Origin of the sequence: Streptomyces bugieae, assembly GCF_036352915.1 — a bacterium.
Lineage (GTDB): Bacteria > Actinomycetota > Actinomycetes > Streptomycetales > Streptomycetaceae > Streptomyces > Streptomyces endophytica.
In genome coordinates, this window is sequence record NZ_JAZBJP010000031.1 from 1 (window position 1) to 24,803 (window position 24,803).

The window sequence follows — 24,803 nt, forward strand, 5'->3', positions numbered from 1 at the left end:
ATAGTGTTTCGGTGGTCATAGCGTTAGGGAAACGCCCGGTTACATTCCGAACCCGGAAGCTAAGCCTTTCAGCGCCGATGGTACTGCAGGGGGGACCCTGTGGGAGAGTAGGACGCCGCCGAACAATCTTTGTGGGAAGCCCCGCACCGTATGGTGCGGGGCTTTTCTGCGTTTAGGGTCAGAAGCATGCGCTATGACCTGGTCATCTTTGACAACGACGGGGTGCTCGTCGATAGCGAGCCCCTGTCCAACACGATCCTGGCCGGCTATCTCACCGAGCTCGGGCACCCGACGTCGTACGAGGAATCGATACGCGACTACATGGGCTCGGCGATGCACCGCGTTCACGAAATCGTCCTGGAGCGGACCGGGCGGCGGCTGCCGGGGGACTTCGACGAGGTTTTTCACGAGCGGGTCTTCGCGGCTTTCGAGCGGGAGCTGCAGCCGGTGCCGGGGGTGACGGACATCGTGGAGAAGTTGGCCGCGGACGGCATTCCGTACTGCGTCGGCTCGTCCGGGAGTCATGAGCGGATCCGGGTGGGGCACCGCACGACGGGGCTGGACCGGTGGTTCGAGCCGGAGCGGGTCTTCTCCTCGCAGGATGTGGGGCGGGGGAAGCCGGCGCCGGATCTCTTTCTGCATGCGGCGCGTGAGATGGGCGTGGCGCCCGAGCGGTGTGCGGTGGTCGAGGACAGCCCGCTGGGGGTCCAGGCGGCGGTTGCGGCCGGGATGGACGTCTTCGGTTTCACGGCGATGACGCCGGGGGCGAAGCTGGCGGAGGCCGGCGCGACCGCGCTCTTCGGCCGGATGACCGAGCTGCCGGACCTGCTGGTACGCCGGCGCCCCTGAGGGAGTGGGGGGCGAGGGCGGGGCCTGACGTCTCGGGCTGAGGGGCGACGGGGGGCACGGGGGGATGGGGTGTCACCCGTCGGGCGGAGGTCGGAATTGGTGGTGTGATCCATCTACCCAGCGGTAGCCGGGAGTTCTACGCTGAGCGGCCATGACGGCCCCTCTGGTACCGGGAGCGCAGCTGCGGCACGGCCGGGTCTCGCTCGCCCTCAGCTTCTTCGTCCAGGGTGCGGTCTTCGCCCTCCTCGTGACGCGCATACCGGCGATCCAGGACCGGTACGGGATTTCGGACGGGCTGCTGCCGGCGTTCCTGGCGGCGGTGCCGGTGCTGGCAGGCGTCGGCAGTGTGGTCACCGAGCAGCTGGTGAAGCGGGTGCGGCCGAGCCGGGTGCTGCGGTGCGTACAGCCGGTGGTGTGTCTGGCGCTGCTGGCCGTCGGGTCGGTCGGGTCGATGGCGCAGGTGGCCGTGGCGCTGGCGGTGTTCGGGCTGGCGGTGGGAGCGCTGGACGCGTCGATGAACATGCTCGGGGTGAGCCTGCAGCGGGCGTACGGGCGGAGCATCATGCTCGGTTTCCACGCCGCGTACAGCCTGGGCGGCATCGTGGGGGCGTCGCTGGCCTGGGCGGGGGCGCACTGGAAGCTGTCGCTGGGCCTGCTGTACGGGCCGGTGGTGGCGGTGCTGGTGCCGCTGGCGGTGGTCGTGGGCCGATGGTTCGTGGACCAGCGGGACGTGGCCGGGCCCGGGCCCGTTCAGCCGGCGGAGGCCGCTGCCGGAGCACCCTCCGCTCCCGGCATCCCCTCCGCCCCCGTCGCTCCGGCCGCCCCCGCCGCGCTGGTCGCGCCCGTCGCGATGCGGCTGCTGCTGCCGCTGTGTCTGGTGATGGCGTTCGCCTATATAGGCGACTCGACGGTCTCCAACTGGAGCGCCAAGTATCTGCAGGACGTCCTGGGGAGTTCCGAGCAGCTCGCCACGGTTCCGTACAACGTCTACATGGTCACCACGCTGCTCGGGCGGGCGGTGGGGGACCTGGGGGTGCGGCGCTTCGGGGCGGTCGCGGTGGTGCGGTGCGGGACGGTGGTGGCGGCGGCCGGCTTCGCGGTGGTGGCCGCGGCGCCGGGGGCCTGGGCGGGCATGGCGGGGTTCACGCTGCTGGGGCTGGGGCTGTGTGTGATCGTGCCGCAGACGTTCGCGGCGGCCGGGCGGTACGCGTACGACAGCCGGGGTGCCGGGGCTTCGGACATGGCCATCGCGCGGCTGAACATCTTCAATTACGTGGGCTTTCTGATCGGTTCTCCGTTGGTGGGGGCGCTGGGCGACGCCTGGAGCTATCGGGGGGCGATGCTGGTGCCGATGGCGCTGGTCCTGGTGACGCTCGTGTATGCCCGCTCGTTCGGTGCGCCGAGGGCCGGATACGGTGACAGGCATGAGCGGCCGCGCACAGCTGATGTGGGATGAGGCAGTAACGGGCTACAACTTCGGGCCCGGGCACCCGATGGACCCGGTCAGGCTCGCGCTGACCATGCGTCTGGTCGAGGCGTTCGAGCTGGACCGCGGGCCGTTGGAGGTCGTCGCGGCCAAGCCGGCCGGGGACTCCACGCTGCGGCTGGTGCACCGCCAGGACTACATCGAGGCGGTCCGCCGGGCATCGGCGGATCCGGCGGCCGCGGACCTCGCGTACGGGCTGGGGACGGCCGACGATCCGGCGTTCGTGGGGATGCACGAGGTGTCCGCGCTGATCGCCGGGCAGTCGGTCGGGGCGGCGGAGGCCGTCTGGCGCGGCGACGCGACGCACGCCGTCAACTTCACCGGCGGGCTGCACCACGCGATGCCGGGCGGCGCGGCCGGTTTCTGCATCTACAACGACGCGTCGCTGGCGATCGCCCGCCTGCTGGAGCTGGGCGCCGAGCGGATCGCGTACGTCGATGTGGACGTCCACCACGGTGACGGGGTGCAGGCGGCGTTCTGGGACGATCCGCGGGTCCTGACGATCTCGCTGCACGAGCATCCGCGGACGCTGTTCCCGCAGACCGGCTGGCCGGAGGAGACCGGTGGGGAGGGCGCGGCCGGCAGCGCGGTGAACGTGGCGCTGCCCGCCGGGACCGGGGACGAGGGCTGGCTGCGGGCCTTCCATGCGGTGGTGCCGGAGCTGCTGGGCGCGTTCCGTCCGCAGGTGCTGGTGACCCAGCACGGCGCCGACACGCACTTCGAGGACCCGCTGGCGCACCTCGCGGTGAGCCTGGACGCCCAGCGGGCGGTGGCCGAATCCTGTCACTCGCTGGCGCACGAGCACGCGGACGGGCGGTGGGTCGCGCTCGGGGGCGGCGGCTATGCGGTGGTGGACGTGGTGCCGCGCAGCTGGACGCATCTGACGGCGATCGCGGCCGGGCAGCCGATCGAGCCGACCACCCCGGTGCCGGAGTCCTGGCGGCACGAAGTCTTCCGGCGGACGCGCCAGTTGGCGCCGCAGCGGATGACGGACGGCCGGACGCCGGGGTGGCGGGACTTCCTCGACGACGGTTACGACCCGGCCGACCGGCTGGACCAGGCGGTGCTGGCCACCCGGCGGGCGGTGTTCCCGGCGCACGGTCTGCTGCCGTAGCGGAGGCCGGCGGAACGGGACGGTGGGCGCATGCGCCCGGATGTGTGACTACCCGTCGGTTGGGGCATCGACCGGCCGGCCAACGGGTGAGCATGGACGGCGTGTTGGCCACCGGGGAGCTGCGGGCGCATCTGATCGGGGCGCGGCTGGCGGGGACGATCGCGACGACCCGGGAGCAGAGCCTGGGGCGCTACCGGCTCTTCGCGGCGCGCGATCCCCGGGTGCTGCTGGGGCTGGACCCCGAGCGGGAGTGGCCGCTCAGCGCACTCCTGCGACTGATGGGGCGGAAGTGCGGGGTTTCGGTCGATCCCACGCACACTTCCGGCCCGGACATGATCGATCCGGATCGTACGATCGCGGCGCTCGACCGGTTCGCCGACCGGATCGGTCTCGCCGCGGGCCGGGCGGAGCCGGTGCTGCTCGGCACCGGACACCCGCAGGCGCTACTGGAGTTCTACGCCGGCCTCGCAGACGCCCTCTCGGCGGCGGGCTGCCCCGTCCTCACCCCGGCGTATGGCGTCCGTGTCGACATAGCGACCCGGTTCGGCGTACGTACCCGGGCCCTGGGCTACGTACGGGGAGTCGCGATGTTGCGAGAGACCGGCGTGCGGGGCGCGTCCGGGGCGGGGGGCGTACACACCCATTCCCCGCTGCCGGTACGGACCGTTCTGGCGGCCGCCGCGGACGCCGGAGGGCCGCTTCCGGGGCTGGTGATCGGGGACCACGGATGGGCCTGCGGGGCAGGTCAGCTGGGCATTGAGGCGATCGCGCTGGCGGATTCGGACGACCCGGCTCCGTTCGTCGGACAGGCCGAGGGGCGGCTGTCGGAGGTGGTCCCGCTCGACGACGCCGTCCCGGCCGCGTCCTATCGGCCGCTCATGCGCTATGTCCTGGATCGTGTTGGTCTGTCATATTAGGCGGCTGTTCGCTGCTCCTCTTCCCCACTCGCATCACCCGCCCCTAATCTGGGGAGTGAGCGCATAGCGACGAAGAGTCACCGGAGGGGAAGCCGGTGACCGTCTTATGCGGAAGGTGCAGGTGTGTTCATGGCTGCTGACCAGAGGCCTCTGAACGAGGTCGTGTTCCTTACGGTGGCGGAAGTTGCCACGGTGATGCGAGTGTCCAAGATGACCGTGTACCGCTTGGTGCACAGCGGTCATCTGCCCGCGATTCGGGTGGGGAGGTCGTTCCGGGTTCCGGAGCAGGCGGTCCACGACTATCTCCGGGAGTCCTACGTGGGGGTGGAATCGGCCTGACGGACACCTCGCCGACCCTCGGATTACGCCGTTCGCCCGGCGCCGGGTAGGCTGGCCCGATGTAGGTAGTGTGGGCTCGGACGCCCCGCACCGAGTGATTCGAAGTGAGCGAGGGTAGTCGTGGGCTCTGTTATCAAGAAGCGGCGCAAGCGGATGGCCAAGAAGAAGCACCGCAAGCTGCTCAAGCGCACCCGTGTTCAGCGTCGTAACAAGAAGTAAGCGACGCTGATCGCGATTTCGCAGCCCCCCATCGCCTTGGTGCGGTCGGGGGCTGCGGCGCGTTGTGGGCCGTATGGACGGTGGTGGGACGGAAATGTCGTCGTGGGCATCCCGTGGTCATCACTGCGCAACACCGACCCGATAGCGTTGCCCGCACAGCTGGGCTACGCGCAGGTCGCGGCGGGAAGGTGGGGCTGATCTTGGGCAAGGTCGTGCTCGTCACGGGAGTCGCACGGCAGCTGGGCGGCAGGTTCGTCCGCCGGATCCAGCGCGATCCGGACGTCGACCGGGTGATCGGGGTCGACGCCGTGGCACCCGAGCACCATCTCGGCGGCGCCGAATTCCTCCGGGCCGACATCCGGCACCCGGCGATCGCCAGGGTCCTGGCCGAAACCGGCGTCGACACCGTGATCCATATGGACATCAACGGGACGCCGTTGGGCAAGCGCGGCGGCCGCACCTCGGTGAAGGAAACCAACGTCATCGGGACGATGCAGCTGCTGGGCGCCTGCCAGAAGGCCCCGAACGTCGAGCGCGTGGTCATCAAGTCCAGCACCAGCGTCTACGGCTCCGCGCCCCGCGACCCGGCCGTCTTCACCGAGACCACCACCCCGAAGTCGCTGCCCAGCGGAGGCTTCGCCAAGGACATCGTCGAGGTCGAGGGGTACGTCCGCGGCTTCGCCCGGCGCCGGCCCGACGTCGCCGTCTGCATCCTGCGGTTCGCCAACATCCTCGGACCGTGCGCGGATTCCCCGCTCGCCGAGTACTTCTCGCTGCCCGTGCTCCCCACCGTCCTCGGTTACGACCCGCGCCTGCAGTTCGTCCACGAGGACGACGCCCTCGACGTGCTGCGGATCGCCGCCGCCGCGCCGCGCCGGGGCACGCTCAACAGCGGCACCTTCAACATCGCCGGCGACGGCGTCCTGCTGCTCTCGCAGACCTCCCGGCGGCTCGGCCGGCCCACCCTGCCGCTCTTCCTGCCGACGGTGACCTGGGCCGGCACCGCGCTGCGGTCCGTCGGCATCACGGACTTCTCGCCGGAACAGATCCGGCTGCTCACGCACGGCAGGGTCGTCGAGACGACGCAGATGCGCGAGACACTGGGGTTCCACCCCAAGTACACGACGGCGGAGGCCTTCGCGGAATTCGCCCGCAGCCGCGGACCCGGGCTGCTGCCGCCCGAGTCCCTCGCCCGCACCGTCGACCGGCTCGCCGGCGTGCTCACCGCACGCCGGACCCCGGCCCAGTGAGGAGGTCACCCACCATGGCGGACGCCAAGGTCATTCCGTTCGGCGAGGAGCCCCGGGCGCGCCGGAAGGCCCGGCGGGCCGGGCGCGGCGGGCGCGGTACGGCGCTGGCGCCCGTACCGGAGGCCCGGACCGAGCACCCGCCGGCGGCACCCCCGCCGCCGCGGCCGCGCTCCCTGGACGAGCGGATCGCGGGCGGACTGGCGTTCCTGCGCCGCCGGATCACCGGCGACTACGAGGTCGACGACTTCGGCTACGACGAGGAGCTGACCGACCAGGTCCTGATGTCGCTGCTGCGGCCCTTCGCGGAGAAGTACTTCCGGGTCGAGGTCAAGGGCATCGAGAACATCCCCGCGGACGGCGGGGCGCTGGTCGTCGCCAACCACTCCGGGACGCTGCCGCTGGACGGCCTGATGCTGCAGGTCGCGGTGCACGACAACCACCCGGCGCAGCGTCACCTGCGGCTGCTGGCGGCCGATTTGGTGTTCGTGCTGCCGGTGATAAACGAGCTGGCGCGCAAGGCCGGCCATACCCTGGCCTGCGCGGAGGACGCCCAAAGGCTGCTGGAGCGCGGCGAGATCGTCGGGGTGATGCCGGAGGGCTTCAAGGGCATCGGCAAGCCCTTCGCGGACCGCTACAAGCTGCAGCGCTTCGGGCGGGGCGGCTTCGTGTCGACGGCGCTGAAGGCCGGGGTGCCGATCGTGCCGTGCTCGATCGTGGGCGCCGAGGAGATCTACCCGATGATCGGGAACGCCAAGACCCTGGCGCGGGTGCTGGGGCTGCCGTACTTCCCGATCACGCCGACGTTCCCGTGGCTGGGGCCGCTGGGCGCGGTGCCGCTGCCGACGAAGTGGACGATCCAGTTCGGCGAGCCGATCCCGACCGACGGCTATCCCCCGGAGGCGGCGGACGACCCGATGCTGATGTTCAACCTCACCGACCAGGTGCGCGAAACGATTCAGCACACCCTCTACAAGCTGCTGGTGCAGCGGCGTTCGGTGTTCTTCTGACGGCGACGCCCTGCGGCGGCGCGTCCCGTGAAGGGCATCGAACGCCGCCGCACCGGGCGCGGCAGTGGCGCTACTTCGGGAGGTCCTGGCCGTCGATGCCGAGGCCGGGCAGCAGGCCCGGGAGCAGCGGCGGCAGGGTGACGTCGGGATGGCCGCCGGGGTGGCCTCCCGCGCCGTGACCGGCGTCGTGCGGGGACGGACTGCCGGCCTTGTCCTGCGGGTCGAGCAGACCGCCCGTGTTGCCGCCGAGCAGACCGTCCTCCTGGGACGGGGAGGCCGACGGACGGGGGGCGTGCGGGCCCGCGGAGTGGCCCGTGGTGGCGGAGCCGTGGCCCGAGCGGGCCGGGTGGCCGTCGGGACCGGAGCCGGTGCCCGCGGAGGCCGGGGTGTTGCGCGGGTGGTTCTTGCCGTCGGGGGCCTGCGGCAGCAGCGAACGGAGCGGACCGACCTCTTGGTCTATGGCGTCGAAGACCGAGCTCACCTCGTCGCGGACGTCCGTGAGCTGCACCGGGAGCTTGTCGCGCAGCTGCGACCACGTGCTGCGGTGGGACCGGGTGAAGGAGTTCAGCGCCTGGATGGGGCCGAGCGAGCCGTCCCGCTCGTACGCCGCGTGCAGCAGGCGGTGGCCCTCGCCCGCGTCGTGCTTCACCCCGGACAGGGCGCGGCGGACCTCGCCGAGCGACTCGTGGTCGAGGTCGGCGGCCCGGGCCCGCTCCATCAGGCGGCGCACCTCGAACATGCGGGTGGACGCCTGGTCGAGGTAGAGCCGGCCGCGGTCGGAGTCGTCGTCGGCCATGCCGAGCTTGAGGTCCTCCATGCCCCGCTTGAGGCCGTAGAGGGAGTCACCGGGCAGGGCGTCGGAGCTGGCGGCGGCGACCCCGGTGAAGGCTCCGGCCGCGACGCCGACGGTCAGCCCGCCGGCGGCCAGTCCTTTGGAGAGCCGGGAGCGCGGCCGCAGCCGGCCGACCGGTTTGTCGGCGCGGTGTGCGCCCTTGTGTTCGCGCTGCTCGGGCACCCTGGCCCCCTCGGACGGAGCGCCTTCGGCGAAGGCGGACTCCATCGCGGCGAGGAGCTGGGCGCGCTGGACAGTCTTGACCTCGGCGGCCATCTCCGGCCGCGGAAGCCTCCCGAGACCGTCGGCGACCGCCAACAGCCGTGCCTCGCCCGGCGCCTGTGCCGGATTGTCGACCTGCTCCTCGGCCGCCGCGCCCTCGAGGACCTGCTCCTCCAGGGCCTGGGCGAAGGCGTTGGCCCGCCGGTGCACCGAGACATTCGCGATCACGGGCGGCACCTCCTCTCATCATCCCGCTCGACTCCCCGGACTGGCTTTGACTATCCAGACGGACCGGACGGTTGCACACCGATGTCCGCGGCCACTCGATCGAGTGAGAGGCAGCGGGCATGGCGTGACCGCATGGAGCCTGCACTCCGCACAACGAGCGGCGCGGCACTCGGGTTACGCACTCACGATGATCTGACCGACCGGGCACGGCCGGTCACCAGGCGTGAGCGTGGTGCGGCGCGCGGCGGCGCGGAGAAGCGCGGAACGAGGGGGGTGGAGGGTCAGCGGGCGTCTTCGGGGAGGAGGCGCGCGAGGGTGCGGACGGCGCGGTACTGGAGGGTCTTGATGGCGCCCTCGTTCTTGCCCATGACGCGGGCGGTCTCGGCGACCGAGAGGCCCTGCAGGAACCGCAGCGTGACGCATTCCTGCTGTTGGGGGTTGAGCTTGCGTACCGCCTCCAGGAGGGCGGCGTTGGAGAGGGATTCGAGGACCGACTCCTCGGGGCTGCGCTCGACCTCGTTGGCGTCGAGCATCTCTCCGGTGGTGACTTCCAGGCGGAAGCGCGAGGACTTGAAGTGGTCGGCGACGAGGTTGCGGGCGATGGTCACCAGCCAGGCGCCGAAATCACGGCCCTGCCAGGTGAAGGTGCCGATGCGGCGCAGGGCGCGCAGGAACGTCTCACTGGTGAGGTCCTCGGCCGTGGCGCGGCCGCCCACGCGGTAGTAGATGTAGCGGTAGACCGTGTCGGCGTACTGGTCGTAGAGGCGGCCGAAGGCCTCGGCCTCGCCGGCCTGGGCGCGTTCGACGAGGTCCATCATGCGACGGCTGTCGCTGTCGGCGGGGCGCCGGGCGGTGGTCGTGCCGGCGCCGGCGCGGCGGGTTCTGCCGGCGGCCTTGCCGACCGCAGCGCTCCCGTCGGCCAGGGCGTAGCAGGGTCCGGCGGTGGGGACGGCTGAGGCGAATGCGGGGACGGCGTACGCGGTGGGGACGAAACTGCGCAGGTGGTCGACGAGTGTCGTACGCAGCGTAGCCAGGCCCGAGGCGTCAACCCCGACGTGTGGGTACACGGGACTCCCAGAGGCAGAGCTTCCATCACGTGCAGTGCGGGACCGTTCACTCGTCGTAGGGACGTGTGGGTTCCGGATTGCGTCTGAGGAGAATAACGCTTCGTACAGGCAGCGCTACACCCAGTTGCTCAAATCATCGATTACTTACGGTCTGTGACGGGTTGGTGGCAGATCAAGTATCGAATACTGAGCAACTATTGATCGGAAGGGAACGCAATCTGGCTGGTTGGAAGGCGTGTTGTGGTTGTCCCGCGACAAGGGGACTGACCGGGAGCCCGCGGGGGTAGGGAGTGTGGATGGCCCGCCGCGCCGACGGGCGATCAGTGCTGGTCAGCGGCGGCGGCGCTGGAGCGCGACCGCGGCCGCGGCGCCGCCCGCCAGGGCGCCCACTCCGGCCGCCGCGGGGATGCCGATCTTGGCCGCCTTGCGGCCGGTGCGGTAGTCGCGCAGCCGCCATCCGTGTTCCCGGGCGTGCTTGCGCAGCCGGCTGTCGGGGTTGATGGCGTACGGGTGACCGACCAGCGACAGCATCGGGATGTCGTTGGCCGAGTCGCTGTAGGCGGCGCAGTGCGACAGGTCCAGGCCCTCGGCGGCGGCCAGCGCGCGGACCGCCTCGGCCTTGGCCGGGCCGTGCAGCGGCTCGCCGACCAGCTTGCCCGTGTAGACCCCGCCGACGGACTCGGCGACGGTGCCCAGGGCGCCGGTCAGGCCCAGCCGGCGGGCGATGATCGTCGCGGTCTCCACCGGGGCGGCGGTGACCAGCCAGACCTTCTGGCCGGCGTCGAGGTGCGCCTGGGCCAGCGCGCGGGTGCCCGGCCAGACCCGTTCGGCCATGTACTCGTCGTAGATCTCCTCGCCGATGGACATCAGCTCGGAGACGCGGTGGCCCTGGACGATGGACAGCGCGCTGTTGCGGACGTCCGCCATGTGCTCGGGGTTTTCCGAGCCGGCCAGCCGGAAGTAGACCTGCTGCCAGGCGAAACGGGCCAGGTCGCGCTTGTGGAAGAAGTGCCGCTTGTACAGGCCGCGGCCGAAGTGGAACAGCGCGGCGCCCTGCATGACGGTGTTGTCGAGGTCGAAGAAGGCGGCGGCCGCGGTGTCCCCGACGACCGGGAACTCCGGTTCGGCCGGGGTCTCCTCGGCGGCCTGGGCCTCCTCGGCCTCCTGCGAGGTCTTCCGGGCGGCCTCGGCGGCGGCCTCGCCGGCCAGCACGCTGCGGGCGGTGGCGGGGCGTCGGCGGCGCGGGATCCAGCCCAGGTCGAAGAGCGCCCCGGAGGGCATCCAGCCGGAGCGGCGGGCGGGCGAGGAGGAGAGGCGCGTCCCGTCGGGACTCCTGCCGGGGTGGTGGTCGGGCGAGGGGCTGGCCATGGCGCTAGCGTAGCCAGTTTGTTCGGTGCTTCCGGTTACGGGCGCGTGTCCTGTGGGCCGGGAGCCGTCGACGGTCGCATTACGGCCGACTCGCGGGCGGGTCCGGCCGCCCCTGGGACGGCTCAGGCGCCCAGGGCCGTCCGCAGCCGCTGCGGGTCGACGCGCCAGAAGTCGTGCTGGGCGCCGTCGATCAGGACGACCGGAATCTGCTCCCAGTACTTGCGGTGCAGTTCGGCGTCCTCGGTGATGTCCTTCTTCTCCCAGGAGGCGCCGGTCTCGGCGCAGACCTTCTCGATCACCGCCTGGGCGTCGTCGCAGAGGTGGCAGCCGGGCTTGCCGACGAGGGTGACCAGCCGGTCGGCGGGGCGCTTGCGGGGGCTGCGGCTGAACAAGGGGGCCATGGAGCCATTGTGCCGGGTCGGCGGGGAAGCGGGAGGGGCGCCGGGCGGGCCGGGTTCGCTTACCATCGGTGGGCGATTTGTTGGTTTCCGGGGGGTTAGCGGTAAGGAGTGCGCGCGCGTGTCCCCGTCGGTGCTGCCGTGTTGCGCGGGCGGCGCGAGTGAACGGTGTGACGTGGGAGTTGGTTCCACGGAGGGCCGGAAAGGGCGCGTGACCCCCATCACTTTGGCCGGACAAAGCGGACACCATCTTTGTGCACGCGTTCACAAAGACATAGCCTGCAGTAGACAGGGCGGTCGGGTTCCATACGGTCGCCCGCAGCCCCGCTCTACCCGCAGGAGCACCGTGGCAACTGGCCGAACTCACCGACCGGCGACCCGAAGCCGAGGCATCCCCGAGGCCACCGTCGCCCGGCTTCCGTTGTATCTGCGCGCACTGACCGCGCTCTCCGAGCGCTCGGTGCCCACGGTCTCGTCCGAGGAACTCGCGGCCGCGGCGGGGGTCAACTCCGCCAAGCTGCGCAAGGACTTCTCCTACCTCGGCTCCTACGGAACCCGCGGCGTGGGCTACGACGTGGAGTACCTCGTCTACCAGATCTCGCGCGAGCTGGGCCTGACGCAGGACTGGCCGGTTGTCATCGTCGGTATCGGTAACCTCGGCGCCGCCCTCGCCAACTACGGCGGCTTCGCCTCCCGCGGCTTCCGCGTCGCCGCGCTGATCGACGCCGACCCGGCCATGGCCGGCAAGCCGGTCGCCGGCATCGCGGTCCAGCACACCGACGAGCTGGAGCACATCATCGAGAGCAACGGCGTCTCGATCGGCGTGATCGCCACGCCGGCCGGCGCCGCCCAGCAGGTCTGCGACCGCCTGGTCGCCGCCGGCGTCACCTCGATCCTCAACTTCGCCCCGACCGTGCTGACCGTCCCCGACGGGGTCGACGTCCGCAAGGTCGACCTGTCGATAGAACTGCAGATCCTCGCCTTCCACGAGCAGCGCAAGGCCGGCGAGGAAACCCCCGAGGCCGGCGCCCCGGCCACCTCCGGCCGTGCCGCCGCCGTCGCGGCCGCGGCCGAAGCCGCCGCCGCGGCCGACCGCAAGGGACCTGACGGGGACGTGCCCGCCGTGATGCCGGCATGAGTCTTCTCGTCGTCGGACTGAGCCACCGCAGTGCGCCGGTGAGCGTGCTGGAGCGGGCCGCGCTCGCCCCGGAAGCACGCGGCAAGCTGCTGCAGGACGCGGTGTCGGCCGAGCCGGTCACCGAGTCCGCGGTGCTGTCCACCTGCAACCGCATCGAGCTCTACGCCGACGTGGACAAGTTCCACGCCGGTGTCGCCGAGCTGTCCACCCTCCTGGCCCGCCACAGCGGCGTCGGCCTGGAGGAGCTGACCCCCTACCTCTACGTCCACTACGAGGACCGCGCCGTCCACCACCTCTTCTCGGTGGCCTGCGGCCTGGACTCGATGGTCGTCGGCGAGGGCCAGATCCTCGGGCAGATCAAGGACGCGCTGGCCGTCGCGCAGGAACAGCACACCGCCGGACGGCTGCTCAACGACCTCTTCCAGCAGGCCCTGCGGGTCGGCAAGCGCGCCCACAGCGAGACCGGCATCGACAAGGCCGGCCAGTCGCTGGTCACCTTCGGCCTGGAGCAGCTCGCGGCCGGCCGGGACGTCGAGGGCTGGGCGCACGGCAAGCGGGCGCTGGTCATCGGCGCCGGCTCGATGTCGTCGCTGGCCGCCACCACCCTCGTCCGCAACGGCATCGGCGAGCTGGTGGTCGCCAACCGCACCGTCGAGCGCGCCGAGCGGCTGGTGGCCATCCTCACCGAGCCCGGCGGGCCCGGCGCGCGTGGGGGTACCGCCCTGTTCGAGCGGAGCCGAGAACTTGGGGGAGGCCTGACCGCCCGCGCGGTGGCGATGGCCGGCGTCGAGGACGAGCTCGCGCTCGCCGACATCGTGGTGTCCTGTACCGGCGCGACCGGGCTGGTCCTCACCGGCGAGACGGTCGCCGCCGCCCGCGCCGGCCGCACCGCGCCGCTGGCGCTGCTCGACCTCGCCATGCCGCGCGACATCGACGCCGCGGTCCACCGCATCGAGGGCGCCCACCTCGTCGACATCGAGTCGCTGGCCGACGCCTCCGCCGACGCCCCGATGGCGGCCGACGTGGACAAGGTCCGCGGCATCGTCTCCGACGAGGTCGCCGCCTTCGGCGCCGCCCAGCGGGCCGCGCACATCACCCCCACCGTGGTCGCCCTGCGCACCATGGCCGCGGACGTCGTCACGAGCGAGATCGCCCGGCTCGACGGCCGCCTCCCCGACCTGGACGACAAGCAGCGCGCCGAGATCACCCAGACCGTGCGCCGCGTCGTCGACAAGCTCCTGCACGCGCCCACCGTGCGGGTCAAGCAGCTCGCCAGCGAACCCGGCGGCGCCGGGTACGCGGACGCGCTGCGCGAACTCTTCGATCTCGACCCCCAGACTGTCGCCGCCGTCAGCCGGGCCGATACCCGCGGCGGCAGTCATGAAGCACGGGAGCGGGCATGAAAGACAGCACCAACAGACCACTGCGGCTGGGCACCCGCCGCAGTGCGCTCGCCATGGCCCAGTCCGGGCAGGTCGCCGAGGCGGTGCGCGAGCTCACCGGCCGCCCCGTCGAACTGGTGGAGATCACCACGTACGGCGACACCTCCCGCGAGCACCTCGCGCAGATCGGCGGCACCGGCGTCTTCGTCTCCGCGCTGCGCGACGCGCTGCTCGCCGGGGACATCGACTTCGCCGTCCACTCGCTCAAGGACCTGCCCACCGCGCAGCCCGAGTCGCTCACCCTGGCCGCGATCCCCGTACGGGAAGACCCCCGTGACGCGCTGATCGCCCGGGACCGGCTCACCTTCGAGGAACTCACCGCCGACCCGGACCGCGTCGCCCGCATCGGCACCGGCTCCCCCCGGCGGATGGCGCAGCTCAACGCGTGGGCCCGCGCGCTGGGCCGGCACATCGAGACGGTGCCGATACGCGGGAACATCGACACCCGCATCGGTTTCGTCGAGAAGGGCGAACTGGACGCGGTCGTGCTGGCCGCGGCCGGCCTCACCCGCATCGGCCGGATCGACGAGGCGGCGCAGCTGCTGTCGCCCGACGTGGTTCTGCCCGCCCCCGGCCAGGGGGCACTGGCGATCGAGTGCGCCGCCGCCAACGCGGAGCTCGCCGCCACGCTCGCCGAGCTCGACGACCCGGAGACCCGGGCCGCCGTGACCGCCGAGCGTTCCCTGCTCGCCGCCCTGGAGGCCGGCTGTTCCGCACCCGTCGGGGCGCTGGCCGACCTTTCCCCAAGCTCTCGACTTCGTTCGAGCAGGGGACGCCCCAAGGCCGACGAGCAGGCTGTCACCGAATTGCACCTGCGCGGTGTCGTCGGCACGACCGACGGCAGCACGCTGGTGCAACTGTCCACCACCGGGCACGTACCCGCCTCTCCCGACGAGACGTCAGTCCCGCAGCAGCTGGGCCGCGAACTCGCCGTCGAGATGCTCGCCAAGGGTGCGGCCGGTCTTATGGGGGAGCGAGCACTTTGAACCCCACCGCCCCGAACCACTCCACCTCCGGTCAGGTCACCTTCCTGGGTGCCGGGCCGGGTGACCCGGGTCTGCTGACGCTGCGTGCCGTGGAGGCGCTGGCCTCCGCGGACGTACTGATCGCCGACCCGCAGGTGCTCGACGTCGTGCGTGTGCATGCGCGCGCGCAGGTGGACACACCACTGCAGGCGTCAGCTGACGAGGCGTCAATCCCCGCCGACATCCCCACCCTTAGGGACTCCGCCAATCTTGTCATGGCGGCCGCCCGGGCGGGCAAGCGGGTCGTCCGGGCGGTCACCGGCGACCCCGGTCTGGACGGGAACGTCGCCGAGGAGATGCTGGCCTGCGCCGCCGAGGGCATCGTCTTCGAGGTCGTGCCCGGCATCGCCGCGGCCGTCGGCGTGCCCGCGTACGCCGGTGTGCCGCTGCGCGACGCCGAGGGCACCGACGTGCGCTTCGTCGACGCCCGCAGCGCCGATGACCGCTGCTGGTCGGAGCTGGGCACCAGCGACGCCACCGCGGTCGTCTCCACCACCCTGGACGCGGTGGCCGCGGCCGCGGGCGAACTGGTCACCGCGGGCCGCAAGCCCGACACCCCGATGACCGTCACCGTCGCCGGCACCACCACCCGCCAGCGCACCTGGACCGCCACCCTCGGGTCGGTCGCCCAGGTGCTCAAGGCCGCCAAGGTGCTGCCGTCGCCGGACGGCGGCCAGCCGGTCATAGCCGTGGTCGGTGAGCGCAGTGCCGCCGCGCAGCGCGCCCAGCTCTCGTGGTTCGAGTCCAAGCCGCTGTTCGGCTGGCGGGTGCTCGTACCGCGGACGAAGGAGCAGGCCGCGTCGCTCTCCGACCAGCTCGTCTCGTACGGCGCGGTGCCGCACGAGGTCCCGACCATCGCCGTCGAACCGCCGCGCACCCCGCAGCAGATGGAGCGCGCCGTCAAGGGCCTGGTCACCGGCCGCTACGAGTGGATCGCCTTCACGTCGGTCAACGCCGTCAAGGCCGTCCGAGAGAAGTTCGAGGAGTACGGGCTCGACGCCCGGGCCTTCGCGGGCATCAAGGTCGCCGCGGTGGGCGAGCAGACCGCCAAGGCGCTGGTCGCCTTCGGCGTGAAGCCGGACCTGGTGCCGTCGGGTGAGCAGTCGGCCGCCGGTCTGCTGGAGGACTGGCCGCCGTACGACCCGGTCTTCGACCCGATCGACCGGGTCTTCCTCCCGCGGGCCGACATCGCCACCGAGACCCTGGTGGCCGGCCTGATCGAGCTGGGCTGGGAGGTCGACGACGTCACCGCCTACCGGACCGTGCGGGCCTCGCCGCCGCCGGCCGAGACCCGCGAGGCGATCAAGGGCGGCGGCTTCGACGCCGTGCTCTTCACGTCCTCGTCGACGGTGCGGAACCTCGTCGGCATCGCCGGCAAGCCGCACAACGTGACCGTGATCGCCTGCATCGGCCCGGCCACCGCCAAGACGGCCGAGGAGCACGGGCTGCGGGTCGACGTGATGTCGCCGGAGCCCTCGGTGCACAAGCTGGCCGAGGCGCTCGCGGACTTCGGCGCGGCGCGCCGGGACGCCGCGATCGAGGCCGGCGACCCGGTCACCCGCCCCAGCGAGCGCCGGCCCGGCTCGCGCCGCCGGGCGCGCAGCTGACGGCGGTACGGACGGCAGCGTTTCGCGCCCCGCGCCCGGTGATCCGGGCGCGGGGCGCGGCGCGTTGGGGCCCGGGAGGGGTGCCCCGGCCGCCGGGCGGCTGCCGACGACGCGTCGGCAAAGGCGGGTGCGGGGCGGGCGTAGCGTGGTGGGCATGACGAAGTACGGAAGCTTCCCCGGTGCGCGGCCGCGGCGGCTGCGCACCACCCCGGCGATGCGCCGGATGGTCGCCGAGTACCGGCTGCACCCGGCCGACTTGATCCTCCCGGCGTTCGTCCGGGAGGGCATCGCCGAGCCGGCGCCGATCTCCGCGATGCCCGGAGTCGTCCAGCACACCCGCGACTCCCTCCGCAAGGCCGCCGTCGAGGCGGTGGAGGCGGGGGTCGCCGGGATCATGCTGTTCGGCGTGCCGCTGGACGAGAAGAAGGACGCCGCGGGCACCGTCGGCACCGACCCGGACGGCATCCTGCAGGTCGCGATCCGGGACGTCCGGGCCGAGGTCGGCGACGACCTGGTGATCATGTCGGACCTGTGCCTGGACGAGTACACCGACCACGGCCACTGCGGTGTCCTGGACGCCGCCGGGCGGGTCGACAACGACGCCACGCTGGAGCGCTACGCGGAGATGGCGCAGGTCCAGGCCGACGCGGGCGTGCACGTCGTGGGCCCCAGCGGCATGATGGACGGCCAGGTCGGCGTGGTCCGGGACGCCCTGGACCAGACCGGCCACGAGGACGTGTCGATCCTCGCCTACACGGCGAAGTACTCCTCGGCGTTCTACGGCCCGTTCCGCGAGGCGGTGGGCTCGTCGCTGAAGGGCGACCGCAAGACGTACCAGCAGGACCCCGCCAACCTCCGCGAGTCGCTGCGCGAGCTGGCGCTCGACCTGGACGAGGGCGCCGACATGGTCATGGTCAAGCCGGCGCTGCCCTACCTGGACGTACTGGCGAAGATCGCCGACGCGGTGGACGTGCCGGTGGCCGCGTACCAGATCTCCGGCGAGTACGCGATGATCGAGGCGGCCGCCGAGAAGGGCTGGATCGACCGTGACAAGGCGATCCTGGAGGCCCTGACGGGCATCAAGCGGGCCGGCGCGAACATGATCCTCACGTACTGGGCGACGGAGGTCGCGCGGGGCCTGTGAGGCGCCCGGCGCCGCCCCACTCCTGAACGAGCTCCCGCCCCGGGTCCCGGGGCGGGAGCTTTGTCTTGCTTGTCAGGTTTTGACTGCCCCGTGCGGGGCACGGACTCGATGTTGACGAAGACCGCGACTGATCGAGGAGCGGGTCACCGTGACTGCAAAGGACACGATGCGGGCCAAGGGCGCCCAGGTCATCGGCACCATGAAGGAGGTCGTCGGCAAGGCGACCCACAACCGCAAACTGCAGGCCGAAGGCAAGGCCGAGAAGACGGCCGGGCACGGGCTGGACGCGAAGGAGAAGGCTGCGCATCGGCTGCGCAGGCATTGAGCCGTACGTACCTGTCTGCGGCGCCGCGGTTGTTCTCGCCGTTGCGCCTGCGGCGGGCTGGGTTGTTGTTGGGTGCGGTGACGGGCCTCCGGGGCCGGTTGTGTGGACTGCTGACGCTTTACGTCCACACAACCGGCCCCTCCGGCCCGTCCCCTCCCGTTGGGGGAGTGGGAAAAGGCCGGTGGGGGACGTGACGTCCACGTGCCCGCAGGCAACAGATCAGGCCCGCCCCCGACCAGCTCTTACCTCCCACTCACGGGAGGGGCTGGACCGGAGGACGAAGTCTGGAGGGCCGGCACCGCACCCGAAAACACCACGCCCGCCGCCAGGCGCAACGGCGAGCGAGCCCCGCGGCGCCGCAGACGGGTACGTGCGGGGCGCCGCAAAGCGCGCAACGGCGAGCGAGCCCCGCGGCGGGACAGACGGGTACGTGGGAAGGACCTACAGGCGCTCGGGGGTGCGGATGCCCAGGAGGGCCATGCCCTGGTGGAGGGTGCGGGCGGTCAGGTCGCAGAGGAAGAGGCGGTTGGCCACCTGGTCGGGGCCGGACTCGGCCTTCAGGACCGGGCACTGGTCGTAGAAGGTCGTGAACAGCGAGGCGAGGCCGTACAGGTACGCGGCGACCTTGTGCGGCTCGTAGGACGCGGCGGCCTCGATGACGGTCTCGCCGAACTGGTCGAGGTGCAGGCCCAGCGCCCGCTCCGCGGGGGCCAGCGCCAGCTCCGGGTGGGCCTCCGGGCGGGCGTCGCCGGCCTTGCGGAAGATCGAGCGGATCCGGGCGTAGGCGTACTGGAGGTAGACGGACGTGTCGCCGTTGAGCGACACCATCTGGTCCAGGTCGAACTTGTAGTCCCGGCTCGGCGACGTCGACAGGTCCGCGTACTTCACCGCGCCGATGCCCACCTGCGCACCGTTCTCGGTGATCTCCTGCTCGGTCAGGCCGATCGGCTCGCCCTTCTCCCGCACCACCGCCGTGGCCCGCTCGGCCGCCTCGTCGAGGAGGTCCTCCAGGCGGACCGTCTCGCCCGCGCGGGTCTTGAACGGCTTGCCGTCCGCGCCGAGCACCGTGCCGTAGCCCATGTTGTGCGCGGTGACGTCGTCGCTGAGCCAGCCCATCCGGCGGGCCGCCTCGAAGACCATCTTGAAGTGCAGCGACTGCCGCACGTCCACGACGTACAGGAGAGTCGTCGCGTTCAGGTCGACGACGCGGTTACGGATCGCCGAGAGGTCGGAGGCCGCGTACCCGAAGCCGCCGTCCGCCTTCTGCACGATCAGCGGTACCGGCTCGCCGTCCTTGCCGCGGATCTCGTCGAAGAACACGACGAGCGCGCCGTCCGAGCGCACGGCGACACCCGACTCCTCCAGGAGCCGCGCCGTCTCCGGCATCAGGTCGTTGTACGCGGACTCGCCGACGATCTCGTCGTCGCGGATCTCCATGTCCAGCTTCTCGAAGACCGAGTAGAAGTAGACCTTCGACTCGTCCACGAACCGCTGCCACAGGTCGAGGGTCTCCTTGTCGCCGGACTGCAGGGCGACGACCCGCTTGCGGGCCCGCTCCTTGAACTCCTCGTCGGAGTCGAAGACCGCGCGCGACGCCTTGTAGACCCGGTTGAGGTTGCTCATCGCCTGCTCGCCGTCGACGTCGGCCGCCGGGGCCAGCTCGCCGGGGTGCTCGATCAGGTACTGGATGAGCATGCCGAACTGGGTGCCCCAGTCGCCGATGTGGTGCCGGCCGATCGTCCGCTCGCCGGTGAAGTCCAGCATGTGGCGCAGCGCGTCGCCGATGACCGCCGAGCGCAGGTGCCCGACGTGCATCTCCTTCGCCACGTTCGGCTGGGCGTAGTCGATGACCGTGACGCCCGGCTTGTCCTTCAGGGGCACGCCGAGCCGGTCGCCGTCGGCGGCGCGGGCGGCCAGCGTCTCGGTGATCGCCTTGTCGGTGATCGTGATGTTCAGGAAGCCGGGGCCGGAGACCTCGACCTCCTTGAGGAGGTCGTTCTCGCCGATCGCGTCGACGACCTTGGCGGCCAGCTCCCGGGGGTTGCCCTTCAGCTTCTTCGCCAGCGCCAGCAGGCCGTTGGCCTGGAAGTCGGCCCGGTCGCTACGTCGCAGCAGCGGGTCCGCGGCGCCGGCCTCCGGCAGGGCTGCCGAGAGGGCGTCCGCGAGGCGCTGGTGGACCGAAGCTGCGAGGGAAGGGACCGAGGCCATGAAGCTGCGCTCTCTTCTAGACGAAGGTGTCTTTGAAAGGGAAAGGGTTTGCCACTGAGTATCCCACGCCGTTACCACTGAATTTCCGGACGGCGGGCGTCTGGGACAATGGCACCGTCAGGCTTTTGTGCGTCGCACGCGCAAGACGGCGCAATCGAGGAAGCACCAGGAAGAGGAAGGGCCGATCGTGGCTCAGCAGAGCACCGAGACCGACTGGGTCTCCAGGTTCGCGGACGAGGTCATTGCCGAGGCGGAGCGCCGCGCCCCCGGCAAAGCGGCATCGGGTGCTTCCGCCCCGGTCATCGTCTGCGCCTCGGGCCTGAGCCCCTCCGGCCCGATCCACCTCGGCAACCTCCGCGAGGTCATGACCCCGCATCTGGTCGCCGACGAGATCCGCCGCCGTGGCCACGAGGTCCGGCACCTCATCTCCTGGGACGACTACGACCGCTACCGCAAGGTCCCGGCCGGCGTCGAGGGCGTCGACGAGTCCTGGGCCGAGCACATCGGCAAGCCGCTGACCTCGGTCCCGGCGCCGGCCGGCTCGGCGTACCCGAACTGGGCGGAGCACTTCAAGGCCGCCATGACCGAGGCGCTGGCCGAGCTGGGCGTCGAGTACGACGGCATCAGCCAGACCGCGCAGTACACCTCCGGTGTCTACCGCGACCAGGTCCTGCACGCGATGAAGCACCGCGCGGACATCGACGCGATCCTCGCCCAGTACCGCACCAAGAAGGCCCCCGCGAAGAAGTCGCAGAAGCCCGTCGACGAGGCGGAGCTGGAGGCGGCGGAGGGTTCCGGCGCGGCCAGCGAGGACGACGGCAGCGGCGGCTCGGCGGGCTACTTCCCGTACAAGCCGTACTGCGGGCAGTGCGAGAAGGACCTCACCACCGTCACCTCGTACGACGACGAGACCACCGAGCTGACCTACACCTGCACCGCCTGCGGCTTCGGGGAAACGGTCCGGCTGAGCGAGTTCCACCGCGGCAAGCTGGTCTGGAAGGTCGACTGGCCGATGCGCTGGGCGTACGAGGGCGTGGTCTTCGAGCCGTCCGGCGTCGACCACTCCTCGCCCGGCTCGTCCTTCGTCGTCGGCGGGCAGATCGTCCGCGAGATCTTCGACGGCGCCCAGCCGATCGGCCCGATGTACGCCTTCGTCGGCATCAGCGGCATGGCCAAGATGTCCTCGTCGCGCGGCGGCGTGCCGACCCCGGGCGACGCGCTGCAGATCATGGAGGCGCCGCTGCTGCGCTGGCTGTACGCCCGCCGCAAGCCCAACCAGTCCTTCAAGATCGCCTTCGACCAGGAGATCCAGCGGCTCTACGACGAGTGGGACAAGCTGGAGGCCAAGGTCGCCGACGGCAGCGCGCTGCCCGCCGACGCGGCCGCCCACTCCCGCGCGGTCCGCACCGCCGCCGGCGAGCTGCCCCGCACGCCCCGCCCGCTGCCGTACCGCACCCTCGCCTCCGTCGCGGACATCACCGCCGGCCACGACGAGCAGACCCTGCGGATCCTCGGCGAGCTGGACCCGGCCAACCCCGTCACGTCCCTGGACGAGACCCGGCCCCGGCTCGACAAGGCCGAGCACTGGATCAACACCCAGGTCCCGGCCGACCAGCGCACCATCGTGCGCGACGAGCCGGACGCCGAGCTGCTGGCCTCGCTGGACGACCAGGGCCGCGAATCGCTGCGGCTGCTGCTCGACGGCCTCGACGAGCACTGGTCGCTGGACGGCCTGACCACGCTGGTCTACGGCGTGCCGAAGGTCCAGGCGGGCCTGGCCCCGGACGCCAAGCCGACGCCCGAGCTGAAGGTCGCCCAGCGTGCCTTCTTCGCGCTGCTCTACCACCTGCTGGTCGGCCGGGACACCGGCCCGCGGCTGCCCACGCTGCTGCTGGCGGTCGGCGCCGACCGGGTGCGCAAGCTGCTCGGCGGCTGACGGCGCCGCCGACTGGTCGTAGACGCCGCGCCGGCGGATGCGACTCAAGGGTGAGAACGGGTTCGGCCCCGGGGAGGAGGATCCCCGGGGCCGAACCCGTCACGCTGGTGCCCATGAGGGGAATCATCGGCTTCATCGCCATGCTGCAGGGAGCGCTCGGCTTCATCGGCAAGACGTTCTTCGACGGTGCCTGGGGGCTGCTGGCCCACCTGTTCGACCTGCCGTCGGTCGCCTACCTCGGCCTGTTTCTGGCCGGCGCGGCGCTTGCCGTGTGGGGCGATGTGGACAAGAAGCGGAAGGCGGAGCGGGCGTAGGGGAGGGCGGAGCCGCCTCCCCGGTCCGCGCGTCCGCGGGAGGTGCCCGCCCTCAGCGCGTCAGGCGATGTGCTCGTCCATCAGCTCGGCGTTGAGGCGGTCGGTGAACTGGTCCATGTAGCGGTTGAGTTCCCGCGACCGCAGACGGATCCCGTACTGCGCCTCCAGGTTCGCCGCGAACGCCCCCGGCGTCGGCATGCCCTCGCCTTCGACCGAGCGCCGGAACACCTGGTAGGCCTCCTCTTCGTTGGGGGCCGCGGCCGGAGCCTGGACGGGCTGCGGGTCCGCCTCCGCGATGCCCTTGCCGAGCGGACGCGTCCCGCCCGCCCCGTTCGGCACCGGGACCTGCGGCGCCGGCTCGGGCTCCGGCGCGCGCGGCGCCGGCACCGGGGCCTGCGGGACCTGCTCGCCCGCCGGCATCTGCTGCTGCCCGTCGTACGAGGGCTGCTGCGCCGGCTCCGGGACGTACGCCGGGTCGTAGTCCCCCTGGTACGCCACTTGCTGCGACGCCGCGAACCACTGGTTGGGCAGCTGCTCGCCGGGCATCTCCCCGGCCGGCTCCTGGGCCTGCGGCTCCAGCGCGGGCTGCACGGACTGCCGCGGCGCCGGCAGCAACTGCGGCTCGATGCCCGCCGCGGCGAGGCCCGCGGGAGCGGTCTGGGCCAGCGGCACGCCGTACCGGGCGAGCCGCAGCGGCATCAGGGACTCCACCGGCGCCTTGCGGCGCCACGAGCGCCCGAAGCGCGAACGCAGGCGCGCCTGGTACACCAGCCGTTCCTGCTCCAGCTTGATCACCGCGTCGTACGACCGCAGTTCCCACAGCTTCATCCGCCGCCACAACAGGAACGTCGGGACGGGCGCGAGCAGCCAGCGGGTGAGGCGCACACCCTCCATGTGCTTGTCGGCCGTGATGTCGGCGATCCGGCCGATCGCGTGCCGGGCGGCCTCGACGGCGACCACGAACAGCACCGGGATCACCGCGTGCATGCCCACGCCCAGCGGGTCGGGCCAGGCCGCCGCGCCGTTGAAGGCGATCGTCGCCGCCGTCAGCAGCCAGGCCGTCTGCCGCAGCAGCGGGAACGGGATGCGGATCCAGGTGAGGAGGAGGTCCAGGGCGAGCAGGACACAGATACCGGCGTCGATGCCGATCGGGAACACGTAGGAGAAGTTCCCGAAGCCCTTCTTGATGGCCAACTCGCGGACCGCCGCGTAGGAGCCGGCGAAGCCGATGCCTGCGATCACCGCCGCACCGGCGATGACCACACCGATGAGGATGCGGTGGGTACGAGTCAACTGCGCCGTCTTCGTCGCGGACACCCGCGGTCCCTCCCCGGCTCGGCGAAATGGCGCGCCTAGCCTGGCACACCTCCCGCCGGGCCCCGCCGGGAGGTGCCCGGCGGAGCGGGGCGGGACGGGCGGGGCCGGGGCGGTGGAGGCGTCGGGCCGGTGGCGGCGGGGAAAGTACGTCGGGCCGACACCGGGCCGGCACCGGACCGGCGTCAGATCGGCGCCGGACCGACGTCAGATCGAGCTCGAATCGACCCCGGATCGACCTTGGATCGATGTCAGATCGAGCTCGGATCGACGTCAGATCGACCTCAGAACGGACTCAGAACGACCTCAGTGGTTCGCCTTGAGGGCGGTGGCGACCGCTTCCTTGGCGGCGGCCTGGGCGTTCTTGAGCAGGTCGGCGCCCTTGGGGGTGTCGGCGCCGGCCAGGCCCGCGCCGTTGTAGTTGATCGTCACGACGATGTTGGAGGCGCGGGCGACGATGGTGGTGTTCTTGAAGTCGTTGCCCTCCTTCTTCACGTCGTAGGTGATCGCGGTGGCCTCGTCGCCGGTGCCGCCGGTCTGCGCGGCCTTGAGCTTCTTGGCGCCCTTGGCGGCCTTCGCGTCGCTGACCTGCTTGGTGTAGAAGTCGGTGGCGCGCTTCTCGCCGGAGCCGATGCCCGGGTCCGAGTCGTAGCGCTGGTAGCCGATGTCCAGCCAGCGGAACTGGGTGCCGTCGACGCCGTGCTCGTCGGAGCTGCTCCAGGAGCACGTGCCGTGCGAGGCGTTGTCCGTGGACTGGCCCTGGTCGCCGGCGGCGTCCTTCACCTTGGGCAGCAGCTTCTTGACGGTGTCCTTGGAGAACGCCGAGCAGGGGTTCGGCAGCTTCTTGTACTTCGCGGGCGCCACGGTCGGCGACGGCTGGGCGGAGTGGCTGGCCGCGTTGGAGGAGGCATCACCGGAACCGGAGTCCGAGCTGCCGCTGTCCGAGCCGGAGCAGCCGGCGACGAGCAGCACCGGTACTGCTGCGCAGGTGAGGAGGCTGGCGAGGCGCTTGGCTGAACGGTGCATGGTTCCTTCGCTGTTCGTCGTCGTGCGT

General features: G+C 71.6%; 23 protein-coding genes and 1 rRNA gene. 17 read left to right on the top strand and 7 right to left on the bottom strand.

The genetic code is table 11. The features are described 5' to 3' along the window. Positions 1-7 precede the first annotated feature (7 nt). The 9 genes from rrf (at position 8) to V2J85_RS31925 (ending at position 7,181) form a co-directional block, all read left to right on the top strand. Positions 8-124, top strand: a 5S ribosomal RNA gene (gene rrf / locus V2J85_RS31885). Positions 125-186: 62 nt separating this feature from the next. Next, complete coding sequence (locus tag V2J85_RS31890; protein ID WP_261956933.1) at positions 187-849, top strand: HAD family hydrolase; 663 nt, start codon at positions 187-189, stop codon at positions 847-849. 151 nt (positions 850-1,000) lie between these two features. Beyond that, on the top strand, positions 1,001-2,305 hold the full coding sequence (locus tag V2J85_RS31895) for an MFS transporter (RefSeq protein WP_330823555.1): 1,305 nt from the start codon (positions 1,001-1,003) through the stop codon (positions 2,303-2,305). Further along, positions 2,274-3,449, top strand: coding sequence for an acetoin utilization protein AcuC (locus tag V2J85_RS31900; RefSeq protein WP_330823556.1), 1,176 nt, complete (start codon positions 2,274-2,276; stop codon positions 3,447-3,449). The genes V2J85_RS31895 and V2J85_RS31900 overlap by 32 nt, the downstream gene beginning before the upstream one ends. A 101-nt stretch (positions 3,450-3,550) precedes the next feature. After that, complete coding sequence (locus tag V2J85_RS31905; protein ID WP_261957550.1) at positions 3,551-4,366, top strand: phosphatase; 816 nt, start codon at positions 3,551-3,553, stop codon at positions 4,364-4,366. Between the two features lie 129 nt (positions 4,367-4,495). Then, positions 4,496-4,705 carry a helix-turn-helix domain-containing protein gene (locus V2J85_RS31910; RefSeq protein ID WP_014144137.1) on the top strand — a complete coding sequence of 70 codons (210 nt, stop codon included), beginning with the start codon at positions 4,496-4,498 and terminating at the stop codon, positions 4,703-4,705. 120 nt (positions 4,706-4,825) lie between these two features. After that, positions 4,826-4,924, top strand: a complete 99-nt coding sequence (locus V2J85_RS31915) for a 30S ribosomal protein bS22 (RefSeq protein WP_003948845.1) — start codon at positions 4,826-4,828, stop codon at positions 4,922-4,924. A 200-nt stretch (positions 4,925-5,124) separates the two neighbouring features. Further along, positions 5,125-6,174: an NAD-dependent epimerase/dehydratase family protein gene (locus V2J85_RS31920; protein WP_261956936.1), complete on the top strand. Its 1,050-nt coding sequence runs from the start codon at positions 5,125-5,127 to the stop codon at positions 6,172-6,174. A 14-nt stretch (positions 6,175-6,188) separates the two neighbouring features. After that, complete coding sequence (locus tag V2J85_RS31925; protein WP_261956937.1) at positions 6,189-7,181, top strand: lysophospholipid acyltransferase family protein; 993 nt, start codon at positions 6,189-6,191, stop codon at positions 7,179-7,181. Positions 7,182-7,251: 70 nt separating this feature from the next. On the opposite strand, the gene V2J85_RS31930 is transcribed toward V2J85_RS31925, so the two are convergent. The 4 genes from V2J85_RS31930 to V2J85_RS31945 all read right to left on the bottom strand — a co-directional run bounded on the left by V2J85_RS31930 (position 7,252) and on the right by V2J85_RS31945 (position 11,299). Continuing rightward, on the bottom strand, positions 7,252-8,463 hold the full coding sequence (locus tag V2J85_RS31930) for a DUF5667 domain-containing protein (RefSeq protein WP_330823557.1): 1,212 nt from the start codon (positions 8,461-8,463) through the stop codon (positions 7,252-7,254). Positions 8,464-8,744: 281 nt separating this feature from the next. After that, complete coding sequence (locus V2J85_RS31935) at positions 8,745-9,530, bottom strand: ECF subfamily RNA polymerase sigma factor, BldN family (protein ID WP_261956939.1); 786 nt, start codon at positions 9,528-9,530, stop codon at positions 8,745-8,747. Positions 9,531-9,860: 330 nt separating this feature from the next. After that, complete coding sequence (locus V2J85_RS31940; protein ID WP_330823583.1) at positions 9,861-10,811, bottom strand: HAD family hydrolase; 951 nt, start codon at positions 10,809-10,811, stop codon at positions 9,861-9,863. A gap of 209 nt (positions 10,812-11,020) precedes the next feature. Then, positions 11,021-11,299 (bottom strand): glutaredoxin family protein, encoded by a 279-nt coding sequence (locus V2J85_RS31945; RefSeq protein WP_030804011.1) that lies wholly within the window; start codon positions 11,297-11,299, stop codon positions 11,021-11,023. Between the two features lie 343 nt (positions 11,300-11,642). On the opposite strand from V2J85_RS31945, the gene V2J85_RS31950 reads away from it, so the two are divergent. The 6 genes from V2J85_RS31950 to V2J85_RS31975 all read left to right on the top strand — a co-directional run bounded on the left by V2J85_RS31950 (position 11,643) and on the right by V2J85_RS31975 (position 17,977). Next, positions 11,643-12,434, top strand: a complete 792-nt coding sequence (locus tag V2J85_RS31950; RefSeq protein WP_261956940.1) for a redox-sensing transcriptional repressor Rex — start codon at positions 11,643-11,645, stop codon at positions 12,432-12,434. Further along, entirely contained in the window at positions 12,431-13,837 is a 1,407-nt protein-coding gene (locus V2J85_RS31955; protein ID WP_330823558.1) for a glutamyl-tRNA reductase, read from the top strand. Before V2J85_RS31950 ends, V2J85_RS31955 begins: the two co-directional genes overlap by 4 nt. Then, positions 13,834-14,862, top strand: coding sequence for a hydroxymethylbilane synthase (hemC, locus tag V2J85_RS31960; protein WP_330823559.1), 1,029 nt, complete (start codon positions 13,834-13,836; stop codon positions 14,860-14,862). Before V2J85_RS31955 ends, hemC begins: the two co-directional genes overlap by 4 nt. Further along, entirely contained in the window at positions 14,859-16,508 is a 1,650-nt protein-coding gene (locus V2J85_RS31965; RefSeq protein ID WP_261956943.1) for a bifunctional uroporphyrinogen-III C-methyltransferase/uroporphyrinogen-III synthase, read from the top strand. The genes hemC and V2J85_RS31965 overlap by 4 nt, the downstream gene beginning before the upstream one ends. 154 nt (positions 16,509-16,662) lie before the next feature. Next, positions 16,663-17,652: a porphobilinogen synthase gene (gene hemB / locus V2J85_RS31970; protein WP_261956944.1), complete on the top strand. Its 990-nt coding sequence runs from the start codon at positions 16,663-16,665 to the stop codon at positions 17,650-17,652. Positions 17,653-17,800: 148 nt separating this feature from the next. Further along, complete coding sequence (locus V2J85_RS31975) at positions 17,801-17,977, top strand: CsbD family protein (RefSeq protein WP_261956945.1); 177 nt, start codon at positions 17,801-17,803, stop codon at positions 17,975-17,977. Positions 17,978-18,418: 441 nt separating this feature from the next. On the opposite strand, the gene argS is transcribed toward V2J85_RS31975, so the two are convergent. Next, a complete protein-coding gene (gene argS, locus V2J85_RS31980) occupies positions 18,419-20,185 on the bottom strand; it encodes an arginine--tRNA ligase (protein WP_261956946.1) in 1,767 nt (588 codons plus the stop codon). 187 nt (positions 20,186-20,372) lie between these two features. Between argS and lysS the strand changes: the two genes are divergently transcribed. Then, the gene (gene lysS / locus V2J85_RS31985; protein WP_261956947.1) at positions 20,373-22,121 is read left to right on the top strand and encodes a lysine--tRNA ligase; all 1,749 of its coding nucleotides are present in this window, start codon (positions 20,373-20,375) and stop codon (positions 22,119-22,121) included. 113 nt (positions 22,122-22,234) lie between these two features. Further along, a complete protein-coding gene (locus tag V2J85_RS31990) occupies positions 22,235-22,435 on the top strand; it encodes a hypothetical protein (RefSeq protein ID WP_261956948.1) in 201 nt (66 codons plus the stop codon). A gap of 60 nt (positions 22,436-22,495) precedes the next feature. Here the strand turns inward: V2J85_RS31990 and V2J85_RS31995 are convergent, their stop codons facing one another. Both V2J85_RS31995 and V2J85_RS32000 read right to left on the bottom strand, forming a co-directional pair. Further along, complete coding sequence (locus V2J85_RS31995; protein ID WP_261956949.1) at positions 22,496-23,752, bottom strand: DUF2637 domain-containing protein; 1,257 nt, start codon at positions 23,750-23,752, stop codon at positions 22,496-22,498. A gap of 303 nt (positions 23,753-24,055) precedes the next feature. Then, entirely contained in the window at positions 24,056-24,775 is a 720-nt protein-coding gene (locus tag V2J85_RS32000) for a DUF3558 family protein (RefSeq protein ID WP_261956950.1), read from the bottom strand. Between the last annotated feature and the right edge of the window lie 28 nt (positions 24,776-24,803).